Raw genomic sequence first — 19,972 nt, 5'->3', positions numbered from 1 at the left:
TGACACGGGGGTATGTTTTTGATGAAGCGGTTAAGAACAAGTACGTTTGCGAAGCTTACAACATTGCTGGCGGTCCTGGTTATTCCGATTATTATGCTGTATGCCTACTCCCATCAGGTCAGCATCAACGTCGTCCGGTCGGCTGTGGAGGAGGGCCAGCGGAACCGACTGACGTTCTTCATGAGTCAGATGGACACCATGATCGATCAGCTAACGAAATATTCGGTGATCGCGAGCAATGATGATGGGATTAGGAGTTATCTGGCGGAGCGCTCAGGGAGCACTCCCATGGAACGAATCGACAGCCAGCAGCGGATCACGGATATGTTGAACATGCAGATTGCAACTAGCAGCTGGGACAGCCAAATCCTAATGTACCTGACGCAGTATCGTGAATTGCTGACTACCGACTTGTCGGCAAGGTTTGATGCCGAATACTTGGCTCATGCCCATAAACAGAACTGGACTTATCATCGGGATTCGCGAGGACAAGCCTTTTTTAGCTGGATGAGAACGTCCGCTTCTTCGCAGGATCTGATCGTGGAGGTCCGTTTCACCGGCCAGAATCTGGTCAATATGCTGAATCGGTTGAAACAGGATGGGGACAGCGAGCCATTCCTGTATGCCCCTGACGGAACCGTTATTGCCAACAGCACATCGGTCGAGGAGACGATTCAAATGGCGGCGGGCATCCTGAACGAGATGCAGCTTGGGGAAGAGGGCAGCCGAATCGTGCAATCGGGGCAGGGCAAATATGTAATGAATTACGTCTTGTCCAGCAGTTTAGGCTGGTATCTGGTGGATTTCGTCCGGCTGGACAGCGTATATTCCCCGATTACCTTAAGCAGCGCCCTCTTTTATATTTCCGTATCGCTCCTGCTTGTTCTCGTCTTACTGCTGACCTTGTTGTTGTACCGCAATGTTCAGCGTCCGATTTCCCGCCTGCTTCATGCGGTAAGAAGGATAAGGGACGGTCAATACATGACGCGCTTGAAGGATGTGCCGAAGAACGAATTCATGTATCTATTTCACTCCTTCAATAACATGGCGGAGCAAATCGAGGAGCTCATCGAACGGGTATACAAAGAGTCTTTGCGATCCAAGGAAGCCACGCTGAAGCAGCTCCAATCGCAAATTAACCCTCACTTCCTGTATAACTGCCTGTTCTACATCAAAAACATGGCAAATCTCGGCGAGAAGGAAGCCGTCGTGGCCATGGCCCTGAACTTGGGGGACTATTACCGGTACACGACTCGACTGGAAAAACCGACCGCGCCGCTTGAAGAGGAAGTGAAGCTGGTGGACAATTATTTAACGATTCAGATGTTGCGGCTTCAGCGCCTAACCTTCGAGATCGCGGTTCCCGAAAGTATGATGCAGCTGGAGATTCCGCGCTTACTGCTCCAGCCTATCGTGGAGAATGCCGTCATCCATGGCGTTGAAGATCAATTGGATTTCGCGATGATTCATATTTCCGGAGAAACCGAAGGGAGACGATGCAGGATCAGAATTGACAACAACGGCCAGGGCATGGACGTTGGCATCATTGACAAGCTGAAGCGGCAGGTCGAAGAGCCCTTGAACGAAAGCGGGGGATTCGGTCTGTGGAACATTCATCAGAGACTGATCACCCGGTACGGCAAACATGCGGGCTTGACCTTCTCGGAATCGCCGTCAGGAGGGCTTCGCGTAGAATTATGTTGGGAAGATCCAAGTAGGGCAAGGGGGGATGACGTTGTATACATTGCTGATCGTTGATGATGAAGCAAGCGTAGTAGAGGGGCTGGCGCATACGATACCTTGGCAGACAATCGGGATTGATGAGGTGCACAAGGCATACTCCGCTTTCGAAGCGCTGGAAATCCTGCAGACGCAGCCGGTCGACATTATGATTTCCGACATCACGATGCCACGGATGAACGGGCTCGAGCTTGTCGAGATCACGAGATCGAGATGGAAGAAGATCAAAACAATCCTGCTGTCCGGGTATGCCGAGTTTGCTTACGCGAAGGAAGCCATAACACTTGGCACTTACGAGTATCTGCTTAAGCCCGTCAGCGACGAAGTCGTTCTTGAAAAAGTAGGCGGAGCTGTGGAATCGCTGCGGGAAGAGCGTGAGTCCAGCGAAACCTACAACCGCGCGGTTCAGGCTTTTCGGGCTAATCTGCCTCAAATTCGAGGCGAATTCCTGAATCAGCTGCTTCAAGGCATGAAATCACCGAAGAACGTTTGGGCCGAAAAACTGGAGCTGCTTGATATGAAATCCGCCATCGGCAATCAAGCGGCCTTGATGCTCGTACGGATGGAGGACCGCCTGACGGAAATGAGCCCTTATGACTCCTCCATCATGGAGTACGCGATCGGTAACATGGCGGACGAGATCTTCGGGGAACGGTTTCGGCTGTGGCGATGCAGGGACATACACGGATATCTCGTCTTTTTTGTTTTTGTAAGCGATGAATCGGCGGATAGGATGCACCCCCATGAGCATGCGCAGGAGAATGAACTCAAGCATCTCGCGGCGCAGTTACAGATGAATGTAAGCCGTTATCTGAAAGGAACGATCTCCGTCCTGATAGGAAAACGGGGTTCCTTTCCGGAAGATGTCCGAAAGCTGTATCAGGACAGTCTTTTCGCTTTGCGCCGCCACATCGGCAGCCACAGCGATATGTTCGTTTACGCAGAGGATGAGGAGGAGCTTCATCCGGTCCGTTCCTTGCAAAAGTGTTATGAGCCTCCGCTGCTCCCTCATCTGCTGGAATCCGGCAGTTGGAAGCAGATCAAAGAGAAGTTTGAGCAGATTCTGAAGGAATTGTCGCTCGCGCACAGCCAATCGCAGGAGCATGTAATCGAAGCCTTTTTCTATATATATTCCTCGCTAAGCGCGTATGCGCACAAGAACGGACGCAGTCTGGCCGATATCGTCGGAGCGTCCCTTGCGGACGTAACGGGACTGTCGCCATGCACGACAGCGGCCACGCTCGGCAAGTGGGTGGGCCAAGTGCTGCCTCTACTGGAGTCGAGCGCCGAACAGGCAACGCGCAGCGACCGGAGCGCTGCCGTGTCCCGGATGAAACGGTTCATACGGGACCATCTGTCTCAGGATATTTCCCTGCAAGCCATTGCGGACCATATGTATATGCATCCGGTTCACGTGTCCCGCCTCTTTAAAATGGAGACTGGATCAAACGTGAGTGATTATGTGCTCCGGCTAAAGATGGAGCAAGCGGCCGAGCTGCTGGCCGACCACTCCTTGAAGAACTTCGAAGTTGCCCTGAAGCTGGGATACCACAACCCGAACTATTTTATTCGGGTGTTCAAAAAGTATTATTCCGTGACGCCCCAAGAATACCGAAACAGCTTGGAAGCCGGAAAGCCGTAATAAAGCCTGTATTCCGTCCGTTTTCAGCCATGCGTTTGCGCTGGAAGCGGGCTTTTTTTGTCTCATTCGGCCGCTGCTTTCGATTGCTTCATCATGTTAAGTAAGGAGAGCGGATGTTAAGCCTATATCATTTAACCCTGTTTATGAAGCCCTTACAATGAATGGTGTAAGGACATTCCACTATATGCTGAGGGGTGAACATGATGAAGATGAAGAAAAACTCCATACGATGGGTAACGGCAGCTTTAGTCATGATATTGATGGCAGGATGCACCGTAGGGGGAACAGGAGGCAGCGGATCAGGGAATGCCGAGCCGGGCAAGGAAACCCTGACATTCTGGATGAAGAAACAGATGTTCGAAGAGCAAAACCAGATGATCCAAGAGAGGGCAAAGCAGTTCGGGGAAGAGCATGACGTGAACGTCAACGTGGAGTTTATCGCGTACGAGGACTTTTATCCGAAATGGTCGGCAGCCATCGAATCGGGTACAACGCCGGACGTCTCCTTCTTCGGCTACCAGGAAGTCGGTCAATTCTATGCCAAGGATGTTCTTGAGGATGTAACCGACGTTGTGGGCAGCGTGGAGAACGCAAACGGGGAAATACAGGACAGCCTGAAAACCTCCGTAACGTTCGAGGACAAGTTATACGGAGTGCCGTTCTGGACCGAGTCCACGGCTTTATATTATCGCAAGGACATGCTTCAGGCAGCCGGTTACAGCGAGCCGCCTGGAACCTGGGAGGATTTCCGCGAAATGGCGAAGGCACTCACGGATTCTTCCAAAGGGATATACGGCGCAGGACTCGGGTACGGGAAAGGCAATTCCGATGCCGAATGGCTGACCCGGGCGATCATCTGGTCCTATGGAGGTTCCCTCGATACCGAGGACGGCAAGAATGTAACGGTGAATTCACCCGAAACTCTTCAGGCGGTTCAGTTGATCAGGGACATTTTCATCGAAGATAAGGTGACGCCTCCGAGCTCCATCGGATGGGATGACAGCGGCAACAACAAATCGTATTTAAGCGGCCAATCGGCCATGATCTTCAACGTCGGCAGCTTGGCTGCGACGATCAAAAACGATAATCCCGAATTGTACGAGAATACGGGGATCGCCATGCTGCCCGCAGGACCGAAGGGAGCGGTAGTGCCTGGCATCAGCAACAATCTGGGCATATTCAAGGCATCCGCGAACAAGGAGCTTGCCAAATCCTTCATCGAATATATGACGGACAAAGCGTGGTACGGACAGTGGGTGCATAACGGAGCTCCATTGACCGGTCCGATCTACACGGGTCTGGCAAACGAATCCGTCTGGCAGGAGGAGAAGAACAAAGGATTCGTCGACTCCATCGCACATTTCGCTTTCCTCGGATACCCCGCGGAATATAACCCGAAGGCTGGAGAGATTTATAACCTTCGATATGTCAACGACGTCTTCCAAAAGATGCTGCTGGATTCCGGCTTCACGGCTCAGCAAGCAGTGGACGAATTACAGAGCAAGATCGAGGCGGTATACGCGAAGTAGGGTTATGACTTAACCGCGCATCAGGCTCCGCAGTCCGAATACAAGGCAATGGATGCAAGGTCCGTGGCTGCGGACGAGCCTGAGGCTACAGAAAGAAGGTGCTCTCAATGAAAAGCTTGGAAGTCCAAACAACACCGGGGAAGACCCCGGCGCCTAGGCGGGAACGAGGCGATACAAGCAGCAGGCTGGCTTATCTCCTCATGAGTCCGGTGCTAATATATTTGCTGGCTGTCATGGCGATCCCTTTTTGCTGGGCGGTTTATCTTAGTTTGACCAACAAAGTGGTCGGCGTTCCCGAAACGTTCATCGGTTTACGAAACTATGCGGAGTTGTTTACCGATTCCGTGTTTTGGAAGGCGGTATGGAACACGGCTGTCTTTACGATGGTGGCCGTCATTTTGAAAGCGGTGTTCGGGATGATTATGGCACTCGTGCTCAACGAGAATATCGTAGCTCGAAACTTTTTTAGGGTGATGCTGTTTCTTCCGTGGACCATTCCGACGATCGTCTCCGTATTCACCTGGCAGTGGATTTATTCCGACGTCGGCGGCGTGCTGAATGCCATGCTCCTCAAAACAGGGCTCATCGACAGTCCCGTCGGCTGGCTGGCCACACCGGACCTGGCCATGTTCTCCGTCATACTCGTTAACGTGTGGCGTGGCATTCCGTTCATGGGCATTGCCATTCTGGCCGGCCTGCAGACGGTGTCCAAAGAGATGTGTGAAGCCGCCATGCTGGATGGAGCGGGAGCGGTCAAGCGGTTTTTCTACATGACGCTCCCCTCGGTAAAAGAAGTGACCATTCTGTCTTCCGTCATCACCACCATCTGGACGCTGAACGACTTCGAGATCATCTGGCTGCTGACACGCGGCGGCCCGGACAATGGCACCCAGGTGCTGTCCACGCTTAGCTATACCGTCGGCTTTCTGAACATGAGTCTCGGCAAAGCCATTGCGATTTCCCTCATTACGCTGCCGCCGTTGATCATGCTGATCCATTATGTGACCAAGCGTTCGCTGGCGTCCGACAAGTAAGGAGTGATCTTAATGAAGAATTCGCTCGGCAAGCAAATTACGGTATACTCGACGCTCGCGCTGCTGCTAATATTCGCTCTCTTCCCTTTATATTGGATGGTGATTACCTCTTTCAAATCCAACGGGGAGATCTATTCCATGACGCCTACGTTTTGGCCGAAGGAATTTCTCGGAACCGCCTACGATAAGCTGATCAACGAAAAGGGCTTTATGACGAATATCAAAAACAGCTTGTTTGTCTCATTGATCGTATCCTTGTTCTCGATCACGGTCAGCATGCTGGCTGCGTATGCGATCTCCAAGCTCAAGTTTAGAGGGAGAAGCTTCATCTCCAAGAGCATCCTCTATGCTTACCTGATGCCGAGAGCCGTTTTGTTTATCCCGCTGTACATGCTGGTGACGGCCATCGGCATCAACAATTCCATTTACGGCCTCATGCTGATTTATCCGACGATCACGATTCCGTATGCTACGTGGATGCTCATTTCCTATTTTAAATCCATCCCGGACGAAATCGAGGAAGCGGCCATGATCGATGGATGTTCGCGGATCCGTACGATGACCAAGATCATTTTTCCGTTATCGGCTCCGGGAATTGCGGCTACCTTCATTTTTTCGTTCACGTTGTGCTGGAGCGAATACTTGTACGCTTTGGTTGTTGTCACAAAAGGCGCTGACAAGACGATCACGCTGGGACTTTCGGATATGATCGTCGGCGACGTCTTCGCATGGGGACCCCTGATGGGTGGCTCCATTATTGCATCGATTCCGGTCATCGTGATGTATTTGTTTACATCAAAATATATGGTAAGCGGAATGACGGTAGGAGGAGTTAAATAATGAAGGCGAAAAAAGTGTTAGTAACGGCTACGAATTACTCCAAACTGTGCGCGGATGCGAAGCGGCTGCTCGAAAGCCATGGATGCGAGATAATCGAGAATCGTTTCGGACGTCCGCTGACGTTCGAGGAACTGAAGGAAGTGGTGGGGTCGGTCGACGGCGTCATTGCCGGTGTGGACACTTGGAATGAGGCGATATTCAAGCTTGCGCCGCAGCTTCAAGGCATCGCCCGTTTCGGCGTCGGCGTGGACAATATCGATTTGGATGCTGCAAGGAAATATGGAATACAAGTGACCAATGTACCAAGAGGCAATGCCAACGCGGTGGCCGAGCTGGCGATCGGATTGATGATCTCGGTCCGTCGGCACATTCCGGCGCTGGATCGATCGACGAAGAACGGTTACTGGGAACGCTTTGTCGGCTCCGAGCTTGCTGGGGGAACGATCGGCCTTCTAGGGTTCGGCAATATCGCCCAGCTCACCGCGAAGAAGTTGAAGGGCTTTGACGTCGAGATTATCGCCTATGATAAATACCCAGATAAAGCCAAAGCGTCGGAATACGGCGTCAAAATGACAACCTTCGAGAATGTGCTGGCGCATAGCGACATCGTCAGCATGCATCTACCCAGCCTGTTAGAGACGCACCATATGATGAATGACAAGGCTTTTGCCAGGATGAAACCATCTGCCATTTTCATTAACACCGCGAGAGGAGCCGTCGTGGATGAGCAGGCGCTGTCGCGCGCGCTGTCGTCCGGCGTCATCGCCGGGGCGGCAATCGATGTCTACGAGTCCGAGCCCGTATCCGCCGACCATCCGATTCTGCAGATCGGGAACCTGATTACGACGCCGCACACCGCAGCCGAGACTTTCGAGACGTATACGCGGGTCAGCATGATTACCGCTCAGGCGCTGCTGGATATATTCGAAGGAAGGGAACCACAAAATATACTCACAGCAAAAGAATAATGTTAACCATTGATACGAACCATTCGGGAGGGGACGCATATCTATCAGATCATTACCGACGGCAACTGGCCGGTTATGCTAACGCCGTTTACGGAGCAGAACGAAGTGGATTACGAGGCCTTGGAGCGGCTTATCGACTGGTATATCGAGCGGGGGGCCGACGGCCTGTTTGCCGTATGTCAATCCAGCGAAATGTATACATTGACCCTGGAGGAGCGCGTATTGATCGCAGCCTTCGTCAAAGCGAAGGCTGCCGGCCGGGTCCCGGTCATTGCATCGGGTCATGTATCGGAAGCGTTTGAAGATCAAGTAGCGGAGCTGAACGCAATCGCGAAAACCGGTGTCGACGCTGTCGTCCTAATCACGAACCGGCTCGCCGGTGCTGAGGAGTCCGATGATGTATGGCTGGCGAATCTCGATAAGCTGCTCGCGCGCATTCCGGAACACGTACTCCTCGGATTGTATGAGTGTCCAGCCCCGTACCGGCGCCTTCTGACGCCGGAGATGCTGAAGAAATGCTCGGATACCGGACGCTTCCGGTTTATCAAGGATGTGAGCTGCGACCTGCAGCTGATCGGGGATAAACTCAAGGCGGTCCAGGGCGGGAGTCTGAAAATCTTCAACGCCAATACGGCGACGCTTCTGGACAGCTACCGGCTCGGCGCTTTCGGCTTCAGCGGCGTGATGGCCAACTTCCACCCGGAGTTGTATACGTGGCTGTTCCGAAATTGGGAAAGTCAACCGGAAGCGGCAGGGGAACTGTCCGATTTTCTCAGTGTGTCGTCATTTCTTGAAAGGCAGCTCTACCCGGTGAACGCCAAGTATTATCTCATGCTGGAGGGCGTACTGACGAACTATCGCTGCCGTTCGAAAAATCACGAGGAGTTCAGTGCCACCCACCGGTTGGAGGTCGAGCAATTGTACCGGGTGTCCAAACAATATGCCCGAAAGTATCCCGTTTTTGCTTGAATCGATTTAGGATAATATAACGTTGAAGAGTAAAGTCGCCTATCATGGCGGCTTTTTTTGTTGATTATTAATTCAACGATGATCTGCCCAGATACAGTTTTCATGGGAATTCATTTTGCCAAACGTGCTGAAGAGTGAGTATACTATAAGAATGGATTGATGGAGTAAACCAGATATGGTAAATAAAGGTGGACACATATGGCTAAATCCGACCGGTATACTTTTCAAAATAAAATGAAGCGTATGGTGACCGACCTGCGCCAAAAAATTAAAGGCGGCATTTATGCTCAGGGCGATTATCTTCCGTCGGAAATGTCTTTGATCGAGCTGTACGGTCTGAGCAAAAATTCAGTCCGGCAAGCGCTGGACCAGCTGGTCCAGGAAGGGTTGATCGTTAAAGTGCCCCGTGTGGGCACCCAGGTGGTTACCTCTTCCGGACAAGTCCGGAAGATTCGTTTCGGTATGTATCCATCTCTATATGCAGAGGCGGAAATGGTGGCCTTGCTTTCCCTATTTCAGGAACGGCACCCGGATATTTTGGTGGAAATCGTGGACTTACCCTATGAACATGCGGAAAGCATCGCGAACCTGATGCGGCTCGGTATTGTGGACGTGCTGTCCGTCAACATGCAGGATATGATGCACTTTCAGGAGAGCGGAAGTACCGATCTGTTTCTCCCGCAGCAGCCCTATGCGTCAACCTACACTTTTTTGCATGCTCCCTTCGTGGATGCAGAAGGCCAGCTGGCGGCACAGCCGTTCATTCATTCTCCCGTGATTTTGGCTTACAACAAAGAGCACCTTCGGGAAAAACGCCAGTTTGAGCCGGACAGTGGATGGAGCTGGGACGACCTTAAGCAAATGCTGCGGGAGTTGAAAAGCCCCGGACGATATAGTCTGGCTCTGCAATTGTATTCGCTGAACCGGTGGCCCATTTTCCTCATGCAGAGTAGAGGCGATACGAAGATTGATTCGTCATGGAGCCGGGCGATCGAGGGTCTGTCCTGGCTCCGCGGGCTGATTCATGAGGACGGCATGTTCCCGTTAGCGCTGGCTCAAGGGGCTTTTGAAGCGGAGAATCTGTTCCGCGAGCAGAAGGTCTCCGTCATTCTGACGACGTATTATCTGCTCAACCAGCTGAAGGGAGCGTCCTTTACTTATGACGTGGCGCCTCTGCCGCATTTTGATAATGGGACAACTCTGCTATTGGGCACCGGGATCGGCGTAAGTGCTCACTCCAAAGAGCGGGATCTGGCCCAAAGCTTTGCCGATTTTCTGGTCTCAGACGAAGTGCAGGAATACATCCGCGAGCATTCGTACAGCCTACCAGCAAACCGCTATATTACCGAGAATGTAGACCCGGAGCTGGAGGGACGGCCATCCCGTCTCAACCTGCACCGTGAGATGGCTCATCTATATAAGACCTGCAAAGATATACCACTGGGCCTGGATGAGATGCTGCTGTTCCGCGACCAGTTGAAGCAATACTTCTCTTATCTGATCGATGAGGAAGAGCTGATGTCCGTGCTGGGAAGTAAAACAACAAGAGACAAATGGATTCATAAGCTGTGACCACCGTGGTCACAGCTTTTTTTACATTATGGAATTTACAAGTTTTTAGCGATGCTGAACGATTCTTTTATTTTAAGATAATGACCAGATAAGAACCAATTGACACTGTAGAGGGGATATGCTAAATTCTTTGCAAGTATATGAACTACATAAATACCAGAACATCATGATGTAACCATTCTGATTCGGGGAGGGATGCCGCGATCCTTACTTGGTAAAACGATCCATTTTTACCGCTACAGGTCGGACAGTTGTTTTGTCTATAGTACATTCCATTATAGAAATGAGGATGAATTAATGAACGTAACCCACAGCAAGCCTCGCTTGAAGAAGGGACTCCATCGCCTGTGTCTCGCGATTTGTGTCACGTTACTGACGGCGGTTTTCTTCCCGGCAAGCGCCTCGGCGGACATTGGAAAAACTTACAGTCATCCTATCGATTTGGGTTCCCCGATGCAAAGCGTTGCGATTTATGACGGGGCATTCGGAATTCAGGACGGGCGCGAGGTTATGTATACAACGGTATCCGGCAAGCCGGCTATCTTTCATGTCATTGATCTGAAAACCAAAGAAGTGCTGAGCACGCACCCGTTAACGGGATCCGAAAGCTCTTGGACGCATTTGACGACCCCTGACGGGACGGTGTATATCGGGGGGAACGGTACACTGTACTCCTACTCTCCGGTGACTAAACAATTGAAAGTTCTGGGCGGCATCGGTGAGCAGGTCGTATATGGCTTGTCTCACGATGAGGAGGGCCGGGTCTACTTCGGTTCTTATCCCCATGCGAAAGCGGGCCGCTATGATCCTTCTACAGGGGAAATGAAAGACTACGGCATCGTAGGCACGGGCCAAAGCTACAGTCGTTCCACTGCGTATCATAACGGATATCTGTATGTCGGTATCGGGATAGAAGGCAGCATTGTGAAGGTCAATGTGGAGTCTGGCGAGAAGGAGACCATCCAGCTTCCAAGCTACAACGGAGCGGTTGACATCGGCATGGTGAACCAGTTGGATGTCGCGGGCAAATATTTGGTTGCGGGCATCAGCAAAGGAAACAACGCGCTTCTGTTCTATGATCTGGAGCTGCAGCAGTGGAGCGAGACATACCACTTGAACAATAAAGGCATTCGTCTCTCTTATGGACCGGAGGGCAGCAATAAAATCTATTTCGTGCAGAATAACCATCTGATGGAAGTGGATTTGAATACCCTTGCTGCTGTTGACACCGGTGTGGTGTACGGAACGTTCCTGCGTAATACGGCCTGGGTGGAGGTTCCGAACGATCCGGATCTTCCAGGTGTTTCTCTTGCAACCGTTCAATTCGGCGGCAGCGTGGCCTTCATGAATCTTACGACCAAGCAGGTCAAGGCGATTCCGTATCCGGTGAATGGCAACCCGATTCCTGTTCAGACGATGGAGAACGGTCCGGATGGACGTCTGTTCATTAGCGGTTACCCTGGGGGTACAGGGTCTGCGTATTCGATAGAGACCGGTACCTTCGAGACCTTCCCTATGGGGCAGTCGGAAGGGATGGTATCCATGAACGACAAGATGTATATGGGCGTTTATCCTGGTGCGGATATCTTTGAATACAATGCGGAAAATCCGACGCAGCGCAAAAGCCTGTTTAAAATTACCGGGCAGGACCGTCCGTTCATCATGAGAGCCGCGGAGGGCAAGCTGTTTATCGGTACCATTCCGGATTACGGCAAACTCGGCGGATCCCTAACCATTTATGATCCGGCCAATGGCAGCAATTATACCGAATACAAGAACGTCATCAACAATCAGTCGATTGTCGGCATTGCGGTGAAAGACGGCAAGGTTTACGGGTCCACTACCGTTGCTGGCGGACTGGGCATCACGCCTTCAGAACCGGCGGCCAAATTGTTTATCTGGGACATCGCGACCGGTAAAGTAGAGAAGGAATGGGTACCTTCCATTGAAGGCGCTTCTCCTACGCCTCATATCATCAGCGGTACCAGTTTTGGTCCGGACGGGCTGCTGTGGGCGGCTTTTGACGGAACGCTCTTCGCTGTAGACCCGAACACCCAGGAAATTGTGAAAAGCAAGACGATTTACGAAGGTGTTGAGAAATACGGCAATTGGCGTCCGGTCTATATTCGCTGGAGCGAGGACGGCCTCATGTATCTGACGCTTGCCGGTCATGTCACCGTGGTCGATCCGGAAACGATGGAGCACAAGACACTGGCGGAATCCCAGCATGTGAACTTGGGACATGACGGCAACTTATACTACACGAACGATACGCAGCTGATGAAGATTGAAGTGTCTGATGCGGCGGCACCGGATAGGCTGGGCTCCCTGATGGACGATATTCAGTCCTGGAAGTCGCAGGGGGATATCAGCCATCCGCTTAGTCAGCAGATCGGCAATGCGCTGAAACAAGCAGAGCTGAAGCATAAGCAGGGCAAGAAGGATCAGGCCGTGAAGCATCTGAACGATGCGCTCAAACATCTGAATAAAGCCAAAGCGGAAAATATTACGGAAGAGAAACGTTCGGAAGTGGAGCAGCGCATACAAGCGGTCATTGGTGAATGGTCCTGATTTTGGCAGAGAATCACTTTAAATAGATTTACTTTGCAGGAAAAACATCTACGTATAAAAAGTCGCCTAATGGGCGACTTTTTTTCTCATCCCGATGATGTGTTAATATAAACATGGTTTTTAAGATGAGCTGAATGGATTTTTCCAAAACAAGATCAATATTGAACTTATTCATCAGCTATGGGATTCTTATCTCCAAGGGAAATTCCCAAAATGAATCATGGTGCAAGTTTTTAGACGGAAAGGAGAGCAAACATGAAAATAATCATTGTCGGGGCAAGCGGTACGATTGGACAAGCAGTCGCCAAGGAACTAGGAAAAAAACATGAAATTATTCGTGCCGGAAGGAACGGAATGGACGTAACGGTTGATATTACATCGATGGATAGCATCAAAAACATGTATGAGCAAGTTGGGAAAGTGGATGCAGTCATCAGTGCAACAGGTGGCGCTCATTTTGCTTCTATTACAGAATTAACGCCAGAGTTAAACGAAATAGGGATTGAAAGCAAACTGAAAGGACAAATCAATTTAGTTCTTTTGGGAATGAACTATGTTAATGACAGTGGAAGCTTTACTTTAACTACGGGGATCATGATGGATGATCCAATTCCGCTAGGTGCATCGGCAGCCATGGCAAATGGTGGTGTTAAAGCGTTCGTGAAGTCCGCCTCCATTGAAATGCCTAGGGGAATCCGGATAAATAGTGTTAGCCCTAATGTCTTACAAGAATCACTAGGAAAATATGGCGAATTTTTTCCGGGCTTTGAAGCAGTTCCTGCTAGTCGCGTAGCCCTTGCTTTCAAAAAAAGCGTAGAAGGAGCTCAAACTGGACAAAATTATGAAGTTTATTAATCAAATCTCCTTTTGTGAATTTTTGGTCGGGGGATAAGTATATACAGTCTCGAAAGTCGCGGAAATCGCGGCTTTTTTTGTTTTAACGATGCCAAAAATCATGGAAGACTAGGACTTCATGTTTTAAGCTCAAACCAGCCAGTCACTACCAAATGACCCAAAAGTCCCTCTTGCTGAGCCTACAAAAGAATCAATGTTTGGGCTGTTTAGTATGACCAACCGAAGCACACCTTTCGGACGAATACCGACAAAATTTTATAGACGAAAAGAATCATTTTTTCGGGAAATTTGATGAAATGGGTGTACGCTGCGTGTTGGATATAATACGATCAGACAAAGTATTTTTATTCATTACTACGAACGAATTCGAATCACGAAGATAAACGGAGGGAAACACTGTGAAATTATTAGGGACGATTATGATTGTAATGGGGAGCTTCTTCTTGCTCGGCATAGGATGTACGGATCAGGAGCAGGGAGTGGCAACGAAGCTTGGACAATCGGAACAGAAAGGCGACGATATACGCGTTCCGCACAATGAGCGGCTTCATTTGTCCACCGACAAGAAGTGGATTGAGGAAGAAGGGCATCAGTCTGATCTGATTCGATTACAATGGACGGCGGAAAGGGCCAAGCCGGCGATCGTCTGGGTTGACGAGAATGGCAAAGACAAGACGGCGATCATTTCCCATGACAAGGCAAACAATCCGGAGCAGCAAGATCATAAGCATATCTCGTTCGAGACGACGATGTCCCCGACAGGTGAATATCCGAACCAGTTGTTCACCCGGTTCGAAATTCCCTTCGACACAGACGTAAGCGAGATCCGTACCCATTCGTCCAACTTCAATGTGATGAGCGGTATCTTGCGGGTAGCCGGCGAAAGCGGGACGAACCGGGACATCCAGTTAAGTGCAGCCGGCAAGGATAATGAGACGACACCGAGATGGGCCGTTCGGGCCGACAGTTCAAAGGAATCGGGTGACAATACAGGTGCAAACCTGCAGTTCGTCCGTTATGGTGATGACGGCAAAGTGCTCGATTCCCCGCTCACCATGCAGCGCAGCGACGGCAATATCGGGATTGGCACGAATGAACCCGACACTAAACTCGATGTAAACGGGGATATGCTGCGTCTTCGCAAAAAGTATACGCCCGCTTCGTCCAGCGCTGCCTGCAGCCAGGGACAGATCGCTTGGGACGACCAATATGTATATGTTTGCGTTGCCCAAAACAATTGGAAAAGGACCGAACTATCCTCCTGGTAGTCTCTACGCCGCCGATCTGTATCAAGGTCAGCGGCTATTTTGTTATTTCCATTCACCACTATAGGCATATGACAATATAATGCAGTATTTCTATTTAGTAAAGGGGAGCTATGATGTACAAACTCACTTTAACGACTGCGAAGAAGTTATTGGAAATCGCTGAACAAAGTGCCAGACAAATGGGACTCAACTCTGACGTAGCGATCGTTGATGAAGGGGGGAACCTCATTGCCTTTCATAGGATGGATAATGCTAGAATAGCAGGTATTGATATTGCCATAGGCAAGGCTTGGACCAGCGTAGCTATGCAAATGCCTACGGCAAATTTAGCGCAATCTGCGCTTCCAGGAGGGGCTACATTTGGTATTAACACGACGAATCAGGGGAAAGTTGTTATTCTTGGCGGAGGAATACCTTTGGTCCATGAAGGAAGGGTTGTCGGTGGCATTGGTGTAAGTGGAGGAACAAGCGCACAAGATATTGACGTTGCTAATGCAGCAGTGCAAGCGTTTGAAAATATGAGATGTAATGAAATCCAATATGCAAACGCTCGGATTGGCACTGTAAAACAATCGTTTACTTATTAAGTTGGCTATCATGCTTCGATTGTAAGGGCAGGCTGCTTCTGCGCAAGAAGCGGCCTGTCTTCATTCTATCTGCGTATGTATATGGACTTATGTCACGATTGCCGGAATGAAAATGTCGAAGGGCTAGCATCTGCACACTTTAAAAACCGCGATGATCGTGGTTTTTTGTTTTAACAAAAATAATAACAAACTTACATTTGCTTATTGTTTGTTTCAAATTACTTATATATACTTATACATAGGATCTAAATACTTAAATAGGAGGGATAGGATGTGTTCCAAGAGGAACGATTAGTAAAAATCCTGGATTACTTAAAACAACATAAAACGATGAGTGTTGGAGAGATATGCTCGTTCTTTCAAGTGTCGCGGGATACCGCGCGCAGGGATATCGTCAGATTAGTTCAAGAAGGAGTTGTTGTTCGAACGCACGGAGGGGTAGCCTTGCCTGAACTGCAAAAGGAACTTACTTCTTATCAGGAACGACTTATTGATGAGCCCACGAGCAAGAACATGATAGGCGAGCATGCCGCTAAACTGATTCGGGACCATGAAACTGTATTCTTGGACGTATCTACGACCGTACAATTTGTAGCGGAACATATTCGAGCAAAACAGATAACAGCGGTTACGCATTCCATAGATAACGTAGGAATACTCTCCAAGCGAGATGATCTGAGCATCTACGTGCTCGGCGGTTACCTGCATACCCAAAATCGGTTATTATACGGTCCTTCCGTCATTGATAAAATCAGTGAAATCCGTGCCGACAAAGCGTTCATCGGTGCGACGGCAATTCAACCTGACGGACTCTATTATCCATATGAAGAAGATGTCCGGGTGAAGAGAGAAATGGCGCGGCGCTCGGACCAGGTTATACTCGTTGCGGATCATACAAAATTCGGGGTGAAATCGAGGTTCAAGTTAGACTTTGATCACGTGGATATTATTGTAACCGATCAATCGATTCCCATTGAAATACAAGAAATATTAGACCACAAAAATATTACACTTATAGAGTGTCAGGCTCATAACCAACAGAATGGAGTTGAGTCGAAATGAACAACAAAATCATTCAACATGTTAAAGTCCATCTGCCTAATCAAATACTTCCTTCTGCAACGGTCTGGATTGCGAACGGGAAGTTGACGAGAATAGAACCGACGCAAGAAATTGAAAAGATCGAAGGTGATGATGAACGAATTGATGGCAAAGGAATGTGGCTCTTACCGGGGATGATTGATGTTCATATTCATGGGGCCAACGGCTATGACATGATGGACGGAACCGAGGACAGCATTCAAGAAGTATCACGGGCTTGTGCTGCAACCGGATGCACCTCGTTTCTGGCAACTTCCGTGAGTTCGACGATGGAAGACCTGCTGAACATGATTCGCAGCGTGAAATCTGTAATCGGACGAGAACAAGGGGCAAGGATCGCTGGCATTCACTTGGAAGGACCCTATTTGAATCCGAAGCGTAAAGGGATGCAAAACGAGAAATATCTTCGCCATCCGAATCTGGAAGAAATAAAGTTGATTTTTCAGGAAGCGGGTTCGCTCATTAAAATGGTAACGATCGCACCAGAATTGCCTGGAGGATTGGAGCTCATATCCTATCTGAAAGAGCAGGATGTTGTGATTGCCGTAGCTCATTGCGATGCCACGTACGAGGAAGCAAAGCTGGCTTTCGCAGCCGGAGCGAGTCATGTAACCCATTGTTTTAACGGCATGAGACCGATTCACCATCGAGATCCCGGATTGATTGTAGCCGCATTCGAAGAACCCCATGTAAGCCTGCAAGCGATTGTCGATCAAGTCCATCTCCATCCAGCCATTGTCAGATTAATGCACCGACTCAAAGGGCCTGAAGGCATGGTGCTTATTACGGATGCGCTTCAGGCGATGGGATTAGGTGATGGTACTTATATGTTTGGAGGTCATCATGTTACCGTTTCCGAGGGGATTGCAAGGCTTGCGGATGGCACTTTAGCATCGAGTACCGTGACTATGAATGAAGCTTTACGTCTGACCGCAGCTAACGGAATATCAATGGAGGATGCCGTGCACATGGCTTCAACAACGCCGGCCCGTATTCTAGATTTATCTCATAAAGGAAAAATCGAGGTCGGATACGATGCGGATCTCGTCCTAATGGACGAAAGATATCAAGTGCAGTGGACGATGATTGAGGGTGAAATCTACCGATAAAGCCTGTTTTATATTAATCAAGCATGACTTGCGATTGGAAGAAGGATTCGTACGCGTTTCGTCATGCAACTTACAGCGGGGGGCCCCAAGGTCTATGGACCTTTTGGGGCCCCCTTTTTTGCAATTAAAAACTTCAACAGCTTATCCGGACTTTGTTGATTCAATTTGTAGTCGGATGAAAAGAAGTCACCATTGTGGTATCAGAAAGTCATATGGATAGTGGTTGACCAGAATCATTGGTTATAGAATGGGGATGTAAAGGTTTACATGACGTGATAAGAAGGGGCTGGCACATGAGGGGTTCGTCTCATTTAAAGAAGAGGCTGAAGAAGTATAAGTGGCTGCTGCTAATGACATTGCCGGGGATCGTCTACTTGTTCATCAACAACTATGTCCCGATGTACGGCGTAATTCTAGCATTTAAAAACTATAATTATGTCGATGGTATATGGGGAAGTGCGTGGGCCGGTTTCGATAACTTTAAATTCTTGTTCAACTCACAGGATGCGTACATCATTACCCGAAATACCTTCCTTTACAATTTCGTTTTTATTGTGCTTAATCTGGTTTTAGCCGTTCTGGTAGCACTGCTGATTAATGAAATTAAGGATAAAGCGATCAGCCGGTTCTATCAAAGCACATTCCTGCTGCCGCATATCATCTCGATGGTCGTGGTTGCCTATCTGGTATACAGCTTTTTGAATGTGGATAGTGGTCTTGTGAACAGATTATTGATCCATTGGTTTGGTTCTGAGGCGGTGTCTTGGTACGGGGAACCCAAGTATTGGCCTTACATCCTGGTCATCGTAAATGCATGGAAGAACGTAGGTTATCTATCCATCATCTATTTTGCTTCCATTATTGGAATAGACAAAGAATACTATGAAGCTGCCACGATCGATGGTGCAACCAAGTGGAAGCAGATGACCCGGATCACCATCCCGCTTATTTTGCCTGTCATCACCACCATGACCCTGCTTGCGGTCAGCGGCATTCTCCGGTCGGACTTTGGATTATTCTATCAGGTTCCTATGAATACTGGCGCTCTGATCCCGACAACGAATACCATCGATACCTTTGTCTATCGTGCCATGATTCAATCGGGAGATATCGGCATGTCGACAGCAGCTGGATTCTATCAATCCGTCGTTTGTTTGGTGCTCATCCTAGTAGCAAATACGGCAGTAAGACGCATTAATAAACGAGACGCTTTATTTTAACAGAGGGGGGAGGGAGGTAGAAATGGTGAAGGAATGGAGTATTAAAAAATGGATCGGCGCATCAATGATTCACCTATTCTTCTGGGCCTTTACAGTCGCTTCGTTAATTCCGTTCATCCTGGTCTTTATGGTGTCGATATCCAGTGAAGATTCCATTCTACAGAACGGTTACTCATTGTTACCTAGTCAGATCAGCTTTGCAGCCTATCAATTTTTATTCCATGATTTTTCGGAAATAGCGAAAGCTTACGGCGTTACGATCTTGACCACGCTGGTTGGAACCGTCGTAAGCCTGTTGATAACAGCACTTTTTGCATATCCGTTATCCAGGCCCGAGCTGCCGTTTCGCCGCACCATTTCTTTCTATATATTTTTCACCATGCTGTTTGGCGGCGGAATGGTACCTTGGTATATCACTTATGTGAATATGTTTGATCTGAAAAATACAATTTTCGCCATGATCATTCCCAACTTGCTGTTAAGTGCATTCAATGTGCTGCTCATGCGGAGCTTTTTCGCCTCCACCATACCTGAATCCGTGGTTGAATCCGCGACGATTGACGGTGCAAGCGAACTGAAGATTTTCTTTAAAATCGTTGTTCCGCTTTCTTTGCCGATTATGGCCACGATTGGACTGTTCAACACGTTATCGTACTGGAATGACTGGTACAACTGTATGCTGTTTATCGATAAACCGGAGTTATATAACATCCAATATCTGATGACAAAGACGCTCACTAACATTCAGTATCTTCTAATGAAGTCTAACAGCTCTGCTCAGGTTGGGGACCTGCTCGCCAAGATGCCAAGGGAAACCGTCCGCATGGCACTTGCGATTGTCGGCATTGCCCCCTTGATGTTCGCCTACCCGTTCTTCCAGAAGTATTACATTAGCGGGATCACAACCGGTGCCGTAAAAGGTTAGCAGCCATAAGATCGTTCATTAGAGGAGGTGGGGCAGGTTAGG

Annotated in this window: 16 protein-coding genes; all 16 read left to right on the top strand. The window is 49.2% G+C overall.

The genetic code is table 11. The annotated features are described in order from the left end of the window. Positions 1–21: 21 nt before the first annotated feature. The 16 genes from PLA01S_RS16155 (at position 22) to PLA01S_RS16080 (ending at position 19,930) form a co-directional block, all read left to right on the top strand. Complete coding sequence (locus PLA01S_RS16155; RefSeq protein ID WP_127593096.1) at positions 22–1,758, top strand: sensor histidine kinase family protein; 1,737 nt, start codon at positions 22–24, stop codon at positions 1,756–1,758. Further along, positions 1,736–3,382 carry a response regulator gene (locus tag PLA01S_RS16150; RefSeq protein ID WP_127593095.1) on the top strand — a complete coding sequence of 549 codons (1,647 nt, stop codon included), beginning with the start codon at positions 1,736–1,738 and terminating at the stop codon, positions 3,380–3,382. The genes PLA01S_RS16155 and PLA01S_RS16150 overlap by 23 nt, the downstream gene beginning before the upstream one ends. 203 nt (positions 3,383–3,585) lie before the next feature. Continuing rightward, positions 3,586–4,911: an ABC transporter substrate-binding protein gene (locus tag PLA01S_RS16145; RefSeq protein ID WP_246059591.1), complete on the top strand. Its 1,326-nt coding sequence runs from the start codon at positions 3,586–3,588 to the stop codon at positions 4,909–4,911. Between the two features lie 107 nt (positions 4,912–5,018). Continuing rightward, entirely contained in the window at positions 5,019–5,945 is a 927-nt protein-coding gene (locus PLA01S_RS16140; RefSeq protein ID WP_127593093.1) for a carbohydrate ABC transporter permease, read from the top strand. A gap of 12 nt (positions 5,946–5,957) precedes the next feature. Further along, entirely contained in the window at positions 5,958–6,785 is an 828-nt protein-coding gene (locus tag PLA01S_RS16135; RefSeq protein WP_127593092.1) for a carbohydrate ABC transporter permease, read from the top strand. After that, a complete protein-coding gene (locus PLA01S_RS16130; protein ID WP_127593091.1) occupies positions 6,785–7,753 on the top strand; it encodes a phosphoglycerate dehydrogenase in 969 nt (322 codons plus the stop codon). The genes PLA01S_RS16135 and PLA01S_RS16130 overlap by 1 nt, the downstream gene beginning before the upstream one ends. A gap of 39 nt (positions 7,754–7,792) precedes the next feature. Further along, on the top strand, positions 7,793–8,722 hold the full coding sequence (locus PLA01S_RS16125) for a dihydrodipicolinate synthase family protein (RefSeq protein ID WP_127593192.1): 930 nt from the start codon (positions 7,793–7,795) through the stop codon (positions 8,720–8,722). Between the two features lie 198 nt (positions 8,723–8,920). Continuing rightward, entirely contained in the window at positions 8,921–10,294 is a 1,374-nt protein-coding gene (locus PLA01S_RS16120) for an extracellular solute-binding protein (RefSeq protein ID WP_127593090.1), read from the top strand. A gap of 297 nt (positions 10,295–10,591) precedes the next feature. Further along, positions 10,592–12,865: an FIMAH domain-containing protein gene (locus tag PLA01S_RS16115; RefSeq protein WP_127593089.1), complete on the top strand. Its 2,274-nt coding sequence runs from the start codon at positions 10,592–10,594 to the stop codon at positions 12,863–12,865. Positions 12,866–13,120: 255 nt separating this feature from the next. Further along, a complete protein-coding gene (locus PLA01S_RS16110) occupies positions 13,121–13,720 on the top strand; it encodes a short chain dehydrogenase (RefSeq protein WP_127593088.1) in 600 nt (199 codons plus the stop codon). A gap of 398 nt (positions 13,721–14,118) precedes the next feature. Then, the gene (locus tag PLA01S_RS16105; protein WP_127593087.1) at positions 14,119–14,988 is read left to right on the top strand and encodes a hypothetical protein; all 870 of its coding nucleotides are present in this window, start codon (positions 14,119–14,121) and stop codon (positions 14,986–14,988) included. 113 nt (positions 14,989–15,101) lie between these two features. Next, a complete protein-coding gene (locus PLA01S_RS16100; RefSeq protein WP_127593191.1) occupies positions 15,102–15,575 on the top strand; it encodes a GlcG/HbpS family heme-binding protein in 474 nt (157 codons plus the stop codon). Positions 15,576–15,848: 273 nt separating this feature from the next. After that, the gene (locus PLA01S_RS16095; protein WP_127593086.1) at positions 15,849–16,637 is read left to right on the top strand and encodes a DeoR/GlpR family DNA-binding transcription regulator; all 789 of its coding nucleotides are present in this window, start codon (positions 15,849–15,851) and stop codon (positions 16,635–16,637) included. After that, positions 16,634–17,785: an N-acetylglucosamine-6-phosphate deacetylase gene (gene nagA, locus PLA01S_RS16090; protein WP_127593085.1), complete on the top strand. Its 1,152-nt coding sequence runs from the start codon at positions 16,634–16,636 to the stop codon at positions 17,783–17,785. The genes PLA01S_RS16095 and nagA overlap by 4 nt, the downstream gene beginning before the upstream one ends. Positions 17,786–18,078: 293 nt before the next feature. Then, entirely contained in the window at positions 18,079–19,005 is a 927-nt protein-coding gene (locus PLA01S_RS16085; protein ID WP_127593084.1) for an ABC transporter permease, read from the top strand. Positions 19,006–19,027: 22 nt separating this feature from the next. Further along, on the top strand, positions 19,028–19,930 hold the full coding sequence (locus tag PLA01S_RS16080) for a carbohydrate ABC transporter permease (RefSeq protein WP_164817443.1): 903 nt from the start codon (positions 19,028–19,030) through the stop codon (positions 19,928–19,930). Positions 19,931–19,972: the final 42 nt, after the last annotated feature.

The sequence above is a fragment of the Paenibacillus lautus NBRC 15380 genome (assembly GCF_004000945.1).
Lineage (GTDB): Bacteria > Bacillota > Bacilli > Paenibacillales > Paenibacillaceae > Paenibacillus_AQ > Paenibacillus_AQ lautus.
Note: the sequence above shows the minus strand (reverse complement) of the source record. Positions and strands in the feature narration are given on the sequence as shown.